11 protein-coding genes and 1 tRNA gene are annotated in these 15,596 nt (G+C 70.4%); 6 read left to right on the top strand and 6 right to left on the bottom strand.

The window, feature by feature from the left end:
• Positions 1-411 precede the first annotated feature (411 nt).
• A complete protein-coding gene (locus tag IO36_RS18740; protein ID WP_209441228.1) occupies positions 412-1,650 on the top strand; it encodes a L,D-transpeptidase in 1,239 nt (412 codons plus the stop codon).
• A 204-nt stretch (positions 1,651-1,854) separates the two neighbouring features.
• Here IO36_RS18740 and IO36_RS18745 read toward each other — a convergent pair whose 3' ends face one another.
• Positions 1,855-2,391 (bottom strand): SMI1/KNR4 family protein, encoded by a 537-nt coding sequence (locus tag IO36_RS18745; protein WP_037621316.1) that lies wholly within the window; start codon positions 2,389-2,391, stop codon positions 1,855-1,857.
• A 95-nt stretch (positions 2,392-2,486) separates the two neighbouring features.
• Positions 2,487-2,571 (bottom strand) — tRNA-Leu (locus IO36_RS18750).
• 79 nt (positions 2,572-2,650) lie between these two features.
• Here IO36_RS18750 and IO36_RS18755 point away from each other — a divergent pair.
• Positions 2,651-3,982 (top strand): DUF2254 domain-containing protein, encoded by a 1,332-nt coding sequence (locus tag IO36_RS18755; protein ID WP_107065746.1) that lies wholly within the window; start codon positions 2,651-2,653, stop codon positions 3,980-3,982.
• Positions 3,983-4,177: 195 nt separating this feature from the next.
• On the opposite strand, the gene IO36_RS18760 is transcribed toward IO36_RS18755, so the two are convergent.
• The 3 genes from IO36_RS18760 to sucC all read right to left on the bottom strand — a co-directional run bounded on the left by IO36_RS18760 (position 4,178) and on the right by sucC (position 8,198).
• Positions 4,178-5,761 carry an aldehyde dehydrogenase family protein gene (locus tag IO36_RS18760; protein ID WP_051900638.1) on the bottom strand — a complete coding sequence of 528 codons (1,584 nt, stop codon included), beginning with the start codon at positions 5,759-5,761 and terminating at the stop codon, positions 4,178-4,180.
• A gap of 356 nt (positions 5,762-6,117) precedes the next feature.
• Positions 6,118-7,056: a succinate--CoA ligase subunit alpha gene (gene sucD, locus IO36_RS18765; RefSeq protein ID WP_037621319.1), complete on the bottom strand. Its 939-nt coding sequence runs from the start codon at positions 7,054-7,056 to the stop codon at positions 6,118-6,120.
• 11 nt (positions 7,057-7,067) lie between these two features.
• The gene (gene sucC / locus IO36_RS18770; protein WP_037621323.1) at positions 7,068-8,198 is read right to left on the bottom strand and encodes an ADP-forming succinate--CoA ligase subunit beta; all 1,131 of its coding nucleotides are present in this window, start codon (positions 8,196-8,198) and stop codon (positions 7,068-7,070) included.
• A gap of 166 nt (positions 8,199-8,364) precedes the next feature.
• On the opposite strand from sucC, the gene frc reads away from it, so the two are divergent.
• The 4 genes from frc (at position 8,365) to IO36_RS18790 (ending at position 14,666) form a co-directional block, all read left to right on the top strand.
• Positions 8,365-9,597: a formyl-CoA transferase gene (gene frc / locus IO36_RS18775; protein ID WP_037621325.1), complete on the top strand. Its 1,233-nt coding sequence runs from the start codon at positions 8,365-8,367 to the stop codon at positions 9,595-9,597.
• Between the two features lies 1 nt (position 9,598).
• The gene (locus IO36_RS18780) at positions 9,599-11,746 is read left to right on the top strand and encodes an acetate--CoA ligase family protein (protein ID WP_037621328.1); all 2,148 of its coding nucleotides are present in this window, start codon (positions 9,599-9,601) and stop codon (positions 11,744-11,746) included.
• A gap of 122 nt (positions 11,747-11,868) precedes the next feature.
• The gene (locus IO36_RS18785; RefSeq protein ID WP_037621330.1) at positions 11,869-13,260 is read left to right on the top strand and encodes an OFA family MFS transporter; all 1,392 of its coding nucleotides are present in this window, start codon (positions 11,869-11,871) and stop codon (positions 13,258-13,260) included.
• Positions 13,257-14,666: an OFA family MFS transporter gene (locus IO36_RS18790; protein WP_051900639.1), complete on the top strand. Its 1,410-nt coding sequence runs from the start codon at positions 13,257-13,259 to the stop codon at positions 14,664-14,666. Before IO36_RS18785 ends, IO36_RS18790 begins: the two co-directional genes overlap by 4 nt.
• A gap of 62 nt (positions 14,667-14,728) precedes the next feature.
• On the opposite strand, the gene IO36_RS18795 is transcribed toward IO36_RS18790, so the two are convergent.
• A complete protein-coding gene (locus IO36_RS18795) occupies positions 14,729-15,475 on the bottom strand; it encodes a hypothetical protein (RefSeq protein WP_037621333.1) in 747 nt (248 codons plus the stop codon).
• Positions 15,476-15,596: the final 121 nt, after the last annotated feature.

Here is a 15,596-nt window from a genome sequence, read left to right on the forward strand (position 1 = left end):
GTGTCTCACAGGACCTCCCTGAGCGGGAAAGCTGGTCCTCATTTGGTACAACCGGCAATCACTTTACGGAAGTGTTCATGTCAACATTGTTTCCGTATTCAACATCACGTTTGACGTCGCGGAAACGTACTCGGGCATATGCGCACACGCTCGCCGGCACCCTCGCCGATGCCTACGCGCGCACGGGGGACGGCCGGTTCGATCACGGCGCCGCCGCCGTGGAGCGGAGCCCCGGCGGCACGGACGCATCACGTGAAACGCGCCACAACCCCCTCCATAAAATCGGACTAATGCGCAAAAATGCTTCCTTGTGGCTGATTGCCGCCCCTTTCGGCGATCAGTTCGGCGATGCACCGACCAGCGGTATGGGAGAAGCGTTTGATCACGGCACGCAAGCGACGCACTGGACTGATGGCGACGGCCGGCGCACTGGCGCTGACGGCGCTCGGCGGCACCAGCTACGCGGCGACCAACGACACCGCGACTCCTTCGGCGACGCAGACGCAGACCCCGGCACCGGCGCAGACGCAGACGCAGTCGGGTCAGGCCGCCACCCCGGAGGCGTCGGCCACCCCCGCGGCCTCCCAGGCCCGAATATCCTTCACGCCGGGGCAGGTGGTCCACGGCGTCGGGGTGAACGACCCCGTGGGTGTCACCGTCAGCGACGGCCGGCTCACCAAGGTGACCATGACCGCCGTCGCGACCGGCACCGAGATCCCGGGCACCCTGTCCGCGGACGGCACGTCCTGGCAGCCGAACGGTCCGCTCCAGCGCGCCACCAGGTACCAGATGACCGCGGAGGCCGAGGATGCGAAGGGCCGCGCGGCCACGGAGAACGCCACGATCTCCACAGTGTCCCCGGCCAACGACTTCCTCGGACACCTCGCCCCCGAGAACGGCTCGACCGTCGGCGTGGGCATGCCGGTGAGCTTCACCTTCGGCAGGACGGTCGCCGACAAGGCCGCGGTGGCGTCGAAGATCCAGGTCAGCTCCAGCAGCGGCCAGCAGGTCGTCGGCCACTGGCTCAACGGCAGCCGTCTGGACTTCCGGCCCGAGCACTACTGGAAGCCCGGCTCCACGGTCACCGTCAAGATGACCGTCGACGGCGTCCAGAAGACGGTCTCGTTCAAGATCGGCCGGAGCCAGATCAGCACCGTCGACGCCAAGACGAAGCAGATGACGGTCGTCCGGGACGGCAAGAAGATCAAGACCATCCCGATCTCGTCCGGCAGTGCCGAGCACCCGACGTACAACGGCCGGATGGTCATCTCCGAGAAGTTCCGGCACGTCCACATGAACGGCGCGACGGTCGGCCTCACGGAGAAGGACGGCAAGCCCTCGTACGACCTCAAGGCCGTGCCGCACGCGATGCGCCTGACCGACTCGGGCACGTTCATCCACGGCAACTACTGGGGCGCCGACTCGGTCTTCGGCAAGGTCAACACGAGTCACGGCTGCGTCGGCCTGAAGGACGTCCGGAACGCCGGCGACCCCACGCAGCCCGCAGCGTGGTTCTTCAACAACTCCATGATCGGCGACGTCGTGGTCGTCAAGAACTCGGCGGACAAGGCCACGGTGGCCGCGGACAACGGCCTGAGCGACTGGAACATGCCGTGGAGCAAGTGGGTCGCGAGCGGCACGTCCCACTGAGGCGGCGCCCCTCCTACCCGTGAGCGCGCATTCCCCCCGCCGGGCGGCGGCCGGTAGACCACCGGCCGCCGCCCGCGGCGCGAGAGGGGCGCCGACGGCCGGCACGCCCAAGGCACCCTTCGGCCGCGAACAGCCGCACCGAACAAAGAGGACCACGGCCGTCAGGCCGAGGTCCTCTTTGTGCATGTACGTGGCCTGAGCTCGTCACATCTCCCGAGCAGGGCGGAATTCATGCGCGGGCAGCGGAAGCCGGTCCCACAGAATCTCCGATCGGACCTCACCGGTGAGCACCGCGGTGAGGAACCGGGTCACGGTCATGTCGTAGCGCTCCCAGTCCTCTCCCGACTCACTGTTGATCAAGGTGGGCCGGGAGTCGGGGTTGTCGCCCGGCTGGACGAGCCAGTACAGGTACTCGCCGTTGTCGGTGGTCGCCCAGCAGATCAGGCGGTTGCCCCCGGATTCCATTTCCGTCGGCCTGTCCTCGAACTGCCACAGCGAGTCGTTCGCCTCTTCGCGTTCGGCGCTGATCTTGACCAGGTCGTAGACGTCATGGGGACAGCCTGGCTCCAGCAGGAGCAGGTACTCGTCCAGGAGTCCGCCGCCGAAGGCTTCGACGAGCTCCCGGTAGTCCGTCGGGAGCGTCGTGCCCAGCTCGGCTTCGACGGCCTCCCAGTCCCAGGAGCGCTCCAGCGCCGCGGGCCCGCACAGGAGCCCGGCGAGCCGACTCAGTTCCGGACTCATTCGGCTTCCCCTCCTCGGTCACGAAGACGCAGATGAGGGCCGCGACCATGTGGTCGCGGCCCTCATCTGCGGCTCGCTACAGCGAGTGTTTCGAGTGTCCGAGGGGGGACTTGAACCCCCACGCCCGATAAAGGGCACTAGCACCTCAAGCTAGCGCGTCTGCCATTCCGCCACCCGGACAAGGTGTCTGTCGACCTGCATATCCGGGCCCTCGGAGCGGGTCCGCGGAGCCTGGTGGGGGTGCGCCTACAGTCTCACCATGGGTGACTGGATGACTACCAGTGGTCTGCGGGAAGGGCGGCGGCCCCGGGCGCTGTCGCCGTGGCGGGAGCACCTGCGGGACACGTTCTGGTTCGCGCCCACCGCGGCCATGGTGCTGGTCTTCGTGGTGTGGGCGGTGGCGACAGGGATCGACACCGCGATCGTCGAGGCGCTGCACGACGCGCGCGACTTCGACACCCTCGACGACATGCTCCGGCTGGCCGACGACGCGAAGGCCGTCGTGACCGTCGTCAGCTCGGCGATGATGACCTTCATCGGCGTCGTCTTCAGCATCTCGCTGGTCGCCGTCCAGATGGCGAGCGGGCAGTTCAGTCCGCGCGTGGTGCGGATCTTCGTACGGAGCCGGATCACCAAGGCCACCTTCGCCGTCTTCCTCGCCACGTTCCTGCTGTCGCTGCTGGTCCTGACCTCGTACGAGGGACAGGCCGAGGCGCGGTACGTCACCTCGATCCCGCTGATCCAATCGGTCCTGACGCTCACGATGCTCGGGCTGAGCCTCCTTCTCTTCGTGCTGTACGTGAACCAGACCCTGCGGCTCATGCGCATCAGCCACGTCATCGACCGGATCACCCGGGAGGCGTTCAAGGTGATCGCGCGTATGCCCGTGGGCCGCTCGACCGGCGAGGAGGAGGCGCTCGGACCCGAGACCGCCCGGGTCGCCCACCACGGGCGGGCCGGTGTCCTGCGGGACGTGAACATCTCCCGGCTGGTGCGGGCGGCACGGCAGGAGGGCGTGGTGCTGCGGCTGATCCCTCGTATCGGGGACTTCGTCGTCCCGGGCACACCGCTGTTCGCCGTACACGGAGGCCCCGCACCGGCGGGGCGGTCGCTCAGCTACACCGTGTCCGTCGGGGTGGAGCGCACCTTCCACCAGGACTTCGCGTTCGGGCTGCGGCAGCTGGCCGACATCGGGCTGCGGGCGCTGTCGGCCGCGGTGAACGACCCGACCACGGCCGTGCAGGCGATCGACCGGATCGTGCAGTTCCTGGCCGCCGTCGCCGGCCGGCCCCTCGACACGGCGCTCCACCGCGACCGGAGCGGGACCGTACGGCTGGTGCAGCCCGTACCGGGGTGGACGGAGCTGGTGGACCTCGGGTTCGCCGAGATCCGCGGCTGCGCGGTGGGCACGCCACAGGTCACCCGGCGGCTCGTCGCGGGGCTCGACGACCTCGCCGAGATCGCGCCCGCCGACCGGCGCGAGCCGTTGCTCCGGCACCGGGCGCTGCTGGTCGAGGCGGTGGAACGCTCGGTACCCGAGCCCTCGGACCGCGCCTTCGCCCTCCGCCCGGACCGGCAGGGCATCGGCTGAAACGTGACCGGTGGACGCCATCGGGCGGCCGGTTCACCGCCTCGGGCCGGTTCACCGCCTCGGGCCGACGCTCGGCCTCGGCTCGGTTCACCGCCTCGGGCCGACCCAGGGCATCGGGACGGCGCACCGGCCAAGGCCGACCCACCACCATGGGCGACCCACGGCCCAGGACCCGGTTCACCGCCTCGCCCCACCTCACGGCATCAAGTGGTACTCCGGGAAGTTCCCCGGCAGCCGCTCCCCCGCCGGGCCCCGCGTCACCGCGCGCACCAGGAGCTCGCCGCCCACGAACGCCCCGCGCCACGAGGCTCCGAAGCCGCCGAAGAGTTCGTCGCGGTCACCCCGCGAGCGGGGCCTGCCGTGGCCGGTCTTGAACGCCCGGATCTGCGGGGCCAGCCGGGCGTACGTCTCCTCGTCGTCCGTGGAAAGCGTGGCGACCAGCGCGCCGTTCGAGGCGTTCATCGCGGCGAGCAGTTCGGCCTCGGTGTCGACCAGGACGACGGTGTCGACCGGTCCGAAGGGTTCGGCGTGGTGCAGCGGGGACGAGGGCGGCGGGTTGAGGAGGGTCACGGGCTGGACGTACGCCGTCGTGTCCTGGCCGGGCAGGAAGCGCGCGTCGGACGCCCTGCCGCGGTACAGCGGGACCGCGCCCCGGTCGACGGCCTCGGCCACCTGGTCGCGCAGGTCCTTGGCCTTGGCCGCGTTGATGACCGGCCCGAAGTCCAGCGACGGATAGGGGTCGCCGGGCCGCTCGACGGCGAGCGGATGCCCCGTGCGCAGGGTGCGGACGGACGGCAGGTACGCGGCGAGGAACTCGTCGAACAGGGCGCGCTGGACGACGAAGCGCGGGTAGGCGGTGCAGCGCTGCTTGCCGTAGTCGAACAGCTTGGGGACGACCGCCGTCAGCGCGTTCCAGTCCGTGAAGTTCCAGATCCCCCAGGTGTTGAGCCCCTCCTGTTCGAGGACATGGCGTTTGCCGAGGTCGGCGACCGCGGTGGCCACGGCGGCCCCGGTGTCCCGGCCGCCGACGAAGGAGACGCAGCCGATCTCGGGCGCGCGCACGAGCGCCTCCGAAAGCTCGCGCCCGCTGCCGCTGAGCAGGGTGAACGGGACGCCCTCGCGTACGGCGAGCGCGCAGGCCAGGGTGAGACAGGCGACCCCGCCGTCGGTCGGGGTCTTGGCGACGACCGCGTTGCCCGCGAGCGCCTGGACCAGCATCGCGTGGACGAGGACGCTCATCGGGTAGTTCCAGCTGGCGATGTCGGAGACCGGCCCGTCGAGCGGGGTCCGGCCGTCCAGCATGGGTTCGATGCCGTCGACGTACCAGCGCACGCCGTCGATCGCGCGGTCCACGTCGGCCAGGGCCGACCGCCACGGCTTGCCAATCTCCCAGACAAGGAGGAGGGCGAGCAGCTCCCGGTGTTCGGTCAGGGCGTCGAGGGTCGCGGCTACGCGGGCCCGGCGCTCGGGCAGGGGCACGTGACGCCAGGCCCGGTGCCGGTCGAGCGCGGCGCGGACGGCCGCCTTCGCGGTGGCGCCGTCGAGCCGTGGCGGTCCGGCGATCGGACGGCCGTCGACGGGGCTGGTCGCGGGCAGGACCCGGCCGTCCGCCCGCCAGCCGGAGTCCCAGAGGTTGAGCACCCGGTCGTCGCGGAACGCCTCGGGGGCGACGGCGAGGCAGCGCCGCCAGGCGTCGGTCCACGACGTGCCGGACTTGAGGACCAGGGGGCCCTGGCGAGACGAGGGAGCGCCAGGAGTGGGATCGGGGATCGTCGTCATGCGTGTCTCCGCTCTCGGTGCACGGTCGGGGGCGGGGAGCCCGGATCCTGCCGGGCGGCAGGCCGCTCGGTCCGGCGCGAACAGTCGTCACATGGACAAGCCGTCACGTCTACAAAGCGTCATGTGCAGTCGTGTGCCGTCATGCGCCGTCACGAGCGCACGGAACATCGGGGTACGCGCGGAGCATCGGTGTGCGTACAGAACATCGGCGTGCGCACACGGCGTTGAGGCACGTACAGACCATCGGCGTGCGCACACGGCGTTGAGGCACGTACAGACCATCGGCGTACACCAGGCGCATCGGCGTACGCCACCAGCATCGAAGGTACGACGGCGCCCTCCGGGAGCCACCCCTGTCACCGGCGGACGCCGTTCCGCGGGACCGTCCGTTCCGCCAGCCGTTCCAGGACCAGGCGCGCCGTCTCCGTCGGGGTCTCGCCAACCCGTACTCCCGCCTCCTCCAGGGCCTTCTTCTTGGCCCGGGCGGTGCCCGAGGAGCCGGAGACGATGGCTCCGGCGTGGCCCATCGTCCGGCCCTCGGGGGCGGTGAATCCCGCGACGTAGCCGACGACCGGCTTGGTGACGTGGTCGCGTACGTACGCCGCCGCCCGTTCCTCGGCGTCGCCGCCGATCTCCCCGATGAGGACGATCAGTTCGGTGTCGGGGTCCTGCTCGAAGGCGGCCAGGCAGTCGATGTGCGAGGTGCCGGCGACGGGGTCCCCGCCGATGCCCACGCAGGTCGAGAAGCCGATGTCCCGCAGTTCGTGCATGAGTTGATAGGTGAGGGTGCCGGACTTGGAGACCAGGCCGATGGGTCCGGGCCCGGTGATGTCGGCGGGGATGATGCCCGCGTTCGCCTGTCCCGGGGTGATGAGGCCGGGGCAGTTGGGGCCGATGACACGGGTACCGGTGGCGGCGGCGTGGGCGTTGAAGGCGACGGAGTCGTGGACGGGGATGCCCTCGGTGATGACGACGACGAGCGCGATCCCGGCGTCGGCGGCCTCCAGCACGGCCGCGCGGGCGAAGGCGGGCGGCACGAACACGACGCTGACGTCGGCGCCGGTCGCCTCGATCCCCTCGCGCACCGAACCGAAGACGGGGACGGTCCTCGGGATGCCGACCCGGCCCTCGGCACCGGGGACGTCGAACGCGACGGTCAGCCCAGCCTTGCGCGGATTGACGCCGCCGACGACGTCCGTGCCCGCGGCGAGCATGCGCCGGGTGTGCCGCATGCCCTCGGCTCCGGTCATGCCCTGGACGAGGACCTTGGACTGCTTGGTGAGAAAGACGGCCATGTCCCGCTCCTTCAGCTGAGGTGGGCCAGTCGGGCGGCGAGGCGGGCGGCCTCGTCCATGGTGGCGGCCTGGTGCACCAGGGGGTGCGCCCGCTCGCCGAGGACGGCGCGGCCCCGGGCCGCGTTGTTGCCGTCGAGGCGGACCACGATCGGCTTGGTCGGCCGTACGGCGTCCAGGGCGGCCACGATGCCGTCGGCGACCGCGTCGCAGGCGGTGATGCCGCCGAAGACGTTGACGAGGACGGAGGTGACGCCGGGGTCGGACAGGACGACGGACAGTCCGTCGGACATGACCCGGGCGGAGGCCCCACCGCCGATGTCGAGGAAGTTGGCGGGGCGGGCGCCACTGCCGGCGACCACGTCGAGCGTCGACATCACGAGGCCGGCGCCGTTGCCGATGACCCCGACCTCGCCGTCCAGCTTCACGTAGGTGAGGCCCTTGGCGGCGGCAGCGGCCTCCAGCGGGTCGTCGGGGGCGGTCTCCCGCTCCGCCCGACGCGCCTGGCGGAAGCGGGCGTTGTCGTCCAGCGTGACCTTGCCGTCCAGGGCGAGGATCTGTCCCTGGGCGGTGCGGACGAGGGGGTTCACCTCGACGAGGAGGGCGTCCTCGCGGGTGAGCACCTCCCAGAGCCGTACGAGGACGTCGGCGGTCCGCGGCGGCAGTCCGGCGGCCCGGACGATCTCGGTCGCCTTGCGGGGCGTGACGCCCTCCGCGGGATCGACGGGGACGCGTGTCACCGCCTCCGGCCGGGCCGCGGCCACCTCCTCGATCTCGGTGCCGCCCTCGGCGGAGGCGATCGCGAGGAAGCGGCCGGCCGCGCGGTCGAGGACGTAGGAGACGTAGAACTCGGCCTCGATGTCGACGGGTCGGGCGAGCATGACGGAGCGGACCGGGTGGCCCTTGATGGTCATGGCGAGCATCTCGCGGGCCGCCCGTTCGGCGGCGGCGGGGTTCTCGGCGAGCCGTACTCCGCCCGCCTTGCCGCGGCCGCCGGTCTTGACCTGGGCCTTGACGACGGCCCGGCCGCCGAGTTCGCGGGCGATCCCGCGGGCCCGGCCGGGAGAGTCGGTGACCGCGGCGCGCGGCACCAAGATGCCGTGTTCTTCGAAGAGTTGCCGTGCCTGGTGTTCGTACAGGTCCACGATTCGGCTCCTGTCCTGAAAGTGGTGCACGACCCCTGGACATCACCCAACGGATGCGGGATAACAATCTTCATACAGTATTCGTCGACTGTATGCAATGTGCCGAACCTGGCCCACCGCCGGCTCCACCGGGGCGGCTCAAGGCAACGGACAAGTGAGGTGACCTGTGACGACCAAGGCTCTCGAAGGCATCCGGGTCCTGGACATGACGCACGTTCAGTCCGGTCCCTCGGCGACCCAGTTGATGGCATGGCTCGGCGCCGACGTGGTCAAACTCGAGGCGCCGACCGGCGACATCACCCGCACCCAGCTGCGGGACATCCCGGACGCCGATTCGCTCTACTTCACGATGCTCAACAGCAACAAGCGCAGCATCACCCTCAACACCAAGACCGAGCGCGGGAAACAGCTCCTGACCGAACTGATCCGCCGCTCCGACGTCATGGTGGAGAACTTCGGCCCCGGCGCTGTCGACCGCATGGGCTTCACCTGGGACCGCATCCGCGAGATCAACCCGCGGATCGTGTACGCCTCCATCAAGGGATTCGGGGACGGCCCCTACACCGACTTCAAGGCGTACGAGGTGGTCGCCCAGGCCATGGGCGGCTCCATGGCCACCACCGGATTCGAGGAGGGGCCGCCGCTGGCCACCGGCGCGCAGATCGGCGACTCGGGCACCGGTGTCCACACCGTCGCCGCCGTCCTCGCGGCGCTGCTCCAGCGCACCCGCACCGGGCGCGGCCAGCGCGTCAACGTGGCCATGCAGCACGCCGTCCTGAACCTGTGCCGGGTCAAACTGCGCGACCAGCAGCGACTGGCCCACGGTCCGCTCGCCGAGTACCCCAACGAGGACTTCGGCGACGAGGTCCCGCGCTCCGGCAACGCCTCGGGCGGCGGCCAGCCCGGCTGGGCCGTCAAGTGCGCGCCCGGCGGCCCCAACGACTACGTCTACGTCATCGTCCAGCCCGCCGGCTGGAAGCCGCTCACCCGGCTGATCGGCCGGCCCGAACTGGCCGACGACCCCGGCTGGTCCACACCGGGGGCCCGGCTGCCGAGGCTCGCCAAGATGTTCCAGCTCATCGAGGAATGGACCAGCGGTCTGCCCAAGTGGCAGGTGCTGGAGCAGCTCAACGCGGAGAACATCCCCTGCGGGCCGATCCTGTCCACCAAGGAGATCATCGAGGACGCCTCACTCGTGGCCAACGAGATGGTCGTCGAGGTCGCCCACCCCGAACGCGGCTCCTACGTCACCGTGGGCAGCCCGCTCAAACTCTCCGACTCCCCCGTGGACATCACCGCCTCCCCACTGCTCGGCGAGCACAACGAGGAGATCTACATCGGTGAACTCGGCCTCGGGGACGAGGAATTGCAGCTTCTCAAGCAGGGCGGGGTGATCTGAGGTGGCGGCACAGGACCGGGTGGCCCGGGTGAGGGCACTGCTGGACGGCGTCCGGCGCCAGGGACGCTCCGCGCTGACAGCGCCGGAGGGCAAGGAGATCGCCGACGCCTACGGGATCGCCGTACCCGGCGAGGAACTGGCCCGTGACGAGGACGAGGCGGTGGCCCACGCGGAACGCTTCGGCAAGCCCGTGGTGATGAAGATCGTCTCCCCCGACATCCTCCACAAGACCGACGCGGGCGGGGTGCTGGTCGGCGTCGAGGGGGAGGCGGACGTCCGGGCGGCCTTCCGGACGATCGTGGGCAACGCCCGCGCCTACGACGCGCGGGCCCGGATCGAGGGCGTCCAGGTGCAGGAGCTGGTCCCGCCGGGACAGGAGGTGATCGTCGGCGCGGTGACGGACCCGACCTTCGGGAAGGTCGTCGCGTTCGGACTCGGCGGTGTGCTGGTCGAGGTGCTCAAGGACGTCACCTTCCGGCTGGCGCCGGTCGGCGCGGACGAGGCGGAGTCGATGCTCGACTCGATCCGCGCCGCGCAGGTCCTGCGCGGGGTGCGCGGCGCTCCCCCGGTGGACCGGGCGGCCGTGGCCGAACAGATCCGCCGGGTCTCCGAACTGGTCACGGACTTCCCCGAGATCGCCGAGGTGGACCTCAACCCGGTGATCGCGGGCCCGCGGGGCGCGATCGCGGCGGACATCCGCGTGATCCTCGGAGCGCCCCCGGCGGCCGGGCGGCGCCGGTACACCCGGGACGAGATCCTCGCCTCCATGGACCGGCTCATGCGGCCGCGGTCGATCGCCGTGATCGGCGCCTCCGACGTCCCGGGGAAGATCGGGCACGCGGTGCTGCGCAACCTGCTCGACGGGGGCTTCGCGGGCGAGATCCATCCGGTCAACCCCCGGGCGGACGACATCCAGGGCCGCAAGGCGTACGCACGCCTCGCCGACATCCCCGGCGAGGTGGACGTCGCGGTGTTCGCCGTCCCCGCCCGGGCGGTGCCGGGGGTCCTGGAGGAGGCCGGCCGCAAGAACATCCCGAACGCCGTGCTGATCCCGTCCGGCTTCGCCGAGACCGGGGAGCAGGAGCTCCAGGACGAGATCACGGCCATCGGCGAGCGGTACGGCATCCGGCTGCTCGGCCCGAACATCTACGGCTACTACTCGACCTGGCAGGACGTGTGCGCCACGTTCTGCACCCCCTACGACGTGAAGGGCGGGGTCGCGCTGTCCTCGCAGTCCGGCGGGATCGGCATGGCCGTCCTGGGGTTCGCGCGGACCACGAACACGGGGGTGTCGGCGATCGTCGGGCTCGGCAACAAGGCCGACCTGGACGAGGACGACCTGCTGACCTGGTTCGGCGAGGACCCGCACACCCGGTGCGTCGCGATGCACCTGGAGGACCTGAAGGACGGCCGTGCCTTCGTGGAGGCGGCGCGCGCCACCGTCCCGAAGAAGCCCGTCGTCGTCCTGAAGGCCGGCCGGACCGCCGCCGGAGCACGGGCCGCTGGCTCGCACACCGGGGCCCTCGCGGGCGACGACGCCGTGTACGACGACATCCTCCGGCAGGCCGGTGTCATCCGGGCCCCCGGGCTGAACGACATGCTGGAGTACGCGCGTGCCCTGCCGGTGCTGCCCGCTCCCCGGGGCGACAACGTCGTGATCATCACCGGCGCGGGCGGCAGCGGTGTGCTGCTGTCCGACGCGGTGACCGACAACGGGCTGTCCCTGATGGAGATCCCGCCGGACCTCGACGCCTCCTTCCGGGAGTTCATCCCGCCGTTCGGGGCCGCGGGCAACCCGGTCGACATCACCGGCGGGGAGCCGCCGTCGACGTACGAGGCGACGATCCGGCTCGGTCTCGAGGACCCGCGCGTCCACGCGCTCGTCCTCGGCTACTGGCACACGATCGTCACTCCTCCGATGGTCTTCGCCGAGCTCACCGCGCGCGTGGTGGCCGAGTTCCGGGAACGGGGCATCGAGAAGCCCGTGGTGGCCTCGCTCGCGGGCGACGTCGAGGTCGAGGAGGCCTGCCGCCACCTGTACGAGCGGGGGGTCGTGGCCTACCCGTACACCACCGAGCTGCCGGTCGCCGTCCTCGGCGCGAAGTACCGCTGGGCGCGCGCGGCCGGACTGTTGGGAGGCCGTCCATGACCTGAGGACGCGCGGGGCCGGCCGACGGTGCGCGTCGGCCGGCCCGGGATTCACGGACGCACGAAAGGCATGTGGCAGGGGGCGCTGACTCGTTCTTTCGACGCAAGGGGATCTCGATCGACATGACAACCACCGGATACTCGACACCGGTGCCCCATCGCGAGGTGAGGGACCGGCACGGACGCGTGTACCGCGTCGGTGAGACCGACATCGACATCATGGGCCGCGGACGCGCCTGGATGGTCGTCCTGCCCTGGGCGGGCATGCTGGGCATCAGCTCCGCCGAGTACGCGTTCACCTCGGCGGAGGACACGCTCCACGAGGCCCATCTGTGGAGCAGCGGGCACATCTTCTGGCTGATGGGCGTCTGGGTGTTCTTCCAGGCGGCCGTGGCCTTCCCGGCCGGGCAGCTGCGCGAGAGCGGCAGGCTCCCGGCGCGTACGGCGATGCTGCTGGGCGCGCTCGGCACCCTGCTCGGCTATGTGGCCCTGGCGTTCGCGCCGCACGTGACGGTCGCCTATCTCGGCTTCGGCATGTGCAGCGGCATCGGCGCCGGACGCGTCTACGCGACCTGCGTGAACATGGTCGGCAAGTGGTACCCGGAGCGCAAGGGCGGCAAGACGGGCTTCGTCAACGGCGGTTTCGCCTACGGGTCCGTGCCCTTCGTCTTCCTGTTCACCTCGTACATGGACCTGGGCAACTACCGGGGCGTCCTGGTGGGCGTCGGCCTGTTCTGCTGCGCGCTGGTCGCGGCGGCCGGCTGGTTCTTCAAGGACCCGCCCAAGGGCTGGTGGCCGCCGGACGTGGACCCGCTGAAGGTGCCGGACGACCCGAAGGTCCGGCGGGCGCTGGAGAAGAACCCGCCGGCGGTCAAGCAGTACACCCCCAGGGAGGCCGCGCGTACCCCCGTTCTGTGGATGATGTGGTTCTGTCTGCTGTGCACGGCCGGCATCAACATCTTCGGCATCGCCTTCCAGGTCCCGTTCGGCAAGGACATGGGCTTCGCGGGCGGGATCGTGGCGACGGCGATGTCGCTGAAGGCGATCGTCAACGGCACCGGGCGCGGGGTGATCGGCTGGATCTCCGACCGTGTCGGCCGGCGCCACACGCTGATCATCGTGTGTCTGGTGCTGGGTTCGGCCCAGTTCGGCGTGCTGGTCTCGGGCCAGATGGGCAGCATGCCGTTCTTCCTGTTCTGCTCCATGGTCTCCGGGTTCGGCGGCGGCGCGATCTTCCCGCTGTTCGCGGCCATGACGGCGGACTACTTCGGTGAGAACAACAACGCGTCCAACTACGGGCTGGTCTACAGCTCGAAGCTGATCTCGGGCCTCGTGGGCTCGGGCATGGGCGCGGTCGTCGTGGGCGCGTGGGACTACCACGGTGCCTTCGTCCTCGCCGGGTCCGTCGGTCTGGCCTCCGCCGTGCTGGCCCTGTTCCTCAAGGCCCCGGGGCGGCCCAGGGCCCGCGGCATCGTTCCCAACCCCCACCCGCTCGGCGAGGAGATGGCGTCATGACGGCGGAACCCATCGCGGCGAAGGACTCGCCGGACGAAGGCCAGGGCGCCTCCGGGCGCGCCTACCGGGAGATCACGGACGCCCGGGGACGGGTCTACCGGGTCGGGGAGACGGACCGGGACATCCTCGGCCACTCGCGCAACCTCATGGTGTACCTGCCCTGGGTCGCCATGATGGCGATCAGCGTCTTCGAGTACGCGTACGGCTCGGCCGAGGACACCCTGTCGCACGCCCACGGCTGGACGCAGAGCAACACCTTCTGGATCCTGAGCATCTGGGTGTTCTTCCAGGCCGGTATCGCCTTCCCGGCGGGCTGGCTGCGCGAGCGCGGGCTCCTGACGGCCCGGGGGGCCATGCTCACCGGGTCGGTCATGTGCGCGGCCGGTTTCCTCGCGCTGTCGCACCTGAGCAATGTGGCGCTGGCGATCCTGGGGTTCGGTGTCGTCGGCGGTCTCGGGTCCGGTCTGGTGTACGCGACCTGTATCAACATGGTCGGCAAGTGGTTCCCAGAACGCCGGGGCGCGCGGACGGGGTTCGTCAACGGCGGCTTCGCCTACGGCTCCCTGCCGTTCATCTTCATCTTCAACTACGCCTTCGACACGGCGAACTACCACCGGGTGCTGGACCTCATCGGCGCCTATGTGATGGTCGTGGTGCTGACCGCCGCGTTCTTCTTCAAGGACCCGCCGAAGAACTGGTGGCCCGCGGACGTCGACCCGCTGACCCACGCGGGGTCCGGCAAGGGGGCCGCGGGCCTGTCGAAGAACCCTCCGGCCGTGAAGCAGTACACGCCCAAGGAGGCCATCAGGACCGGTGTGCTCCCGCTGATGTGGGTCGCGCTGGTGATGACCGCCGGTGTGTCGATCTTCGGTATCTCCTTCCAGGTCGACTTCGCCAAGGACGTGGGCTTCGGACCGCTGGTGGCGGCCTCGTCGATGGGTGTGATGGCCGTCATCAACGGGGTGGGCCGGGGCGTGGTGGGCTGGCTGTCCGACACCTGGGGACGCAAGCAGACCCTGGTGTTCGTCATCGTGGTCCTCGGACTCGCGCAGTTCGGCGTGATCTGGGCCGGTGACATCCACAGCGAGGCGCTGTTCCTGTTCTTCGCCTTCCTCTCCGGGTTCGGCGGCGGGGCCTTCTACCCGATGTTCGCCGCCCTGACCCCGGACTACTTCGGCGAGAACTACAACGCCACCAACTACGGCCTGGTGTACAGCGGAAAGCTGATCAGCGGCCTGTTCGGCGGCGGCCTCGGCTCGATGGTGGTCGCCGCCTGGGGCTACGACGGCGCGTACGCCCTGGCCGGCGGAATCTCCATGGTGGCGGCCGCGATCGCCCTGCTGCTGCGCCAGCCGGGACGCAGCACGGCGACGACGTCGGCCCCGGCACCCCCGCCGGTCGGCTGACCGCCGACGGGCCGCGGGCCGCCCCTTCCGGGTGCGGCCCGCGGCCCGTGCGCGGGTGAAAGCTACTTCACGACGACGGCATCGGCGGCGGAGGTGGCCGCGCCGGTGGTGTTGGTGCCGGCGAAGACCCAGCGCCAGGAACCCGAGGCGAGCGCGGGGACGGTGGCCTTCAGGGCGCCGTCCGTGCCGGAGGTGACCGTCTTGACGGTCGTGTAGGCACCGGCGTTGCTGTCACGGAACTGGAGCTGGACCTGCTGGTTGATGTTGCCCTGGTACTGGCCGGTCTCCCAGTTGGCACGGGTCAGCCGGCCGGTGACCGTGATGGTACCGCCGTACTTCGCCGGCTCGGGCGAGGCGTCGGTGGTCAGCTTGGCGGCGCGGACGACGTTGAAGGCGAACGGCAGGACCTTCTCCGCGTTCGCGTTGCCCACCGCGGAGGCGTACACACCCCAAGTGCCCGCGTCCGCGTTCTTCTTGACGGTCTTCAGGGCGGTGAAGGTGAAGTTCATCGTGCAGGTGTAGTCGCCGGTACGGCCCGCGCACTCCTTGGCGGGGTTCACATACGCGTCGGTGGCCTCGGGCCAACCACCGTGGTACAGCGTCGCGCCGGCGCCATGGGTGGCGACGGACACCGCCATGGAGACGGGCACGGACACCGAACCGCTGACGCCGAGCGCGACCGGCTTGCCGCCGTTGACGACGATGTTCTTGACGTCGGTGTACTTGGTCACCGCGTCGGCCCCCGGAACCCCGAGCGCGGCCAGAGCCAGCACCCCCGAGAGCACGCCTACGACAGCGCGAGTTCGCATGTGTATGACTTCCCAACAGTCGATCCCGCCCGAGCTCGCGGGCGGGTCCCCAACAGTGAAATGATCATAGACATGTGGTGGAGAAACTGTGAAGACGATGATCGAGGCGACGCGCGTCGAG

This window comes from Streptomyces aureus (assembly GCF_000725495.1).
Taxonomy (GTDB): Bacteria; Actinomycetota; Actinomycetes; order Streptomycetales; family Streptomycetaceae; genus Streptomyces; species Streptomyces aureus_B.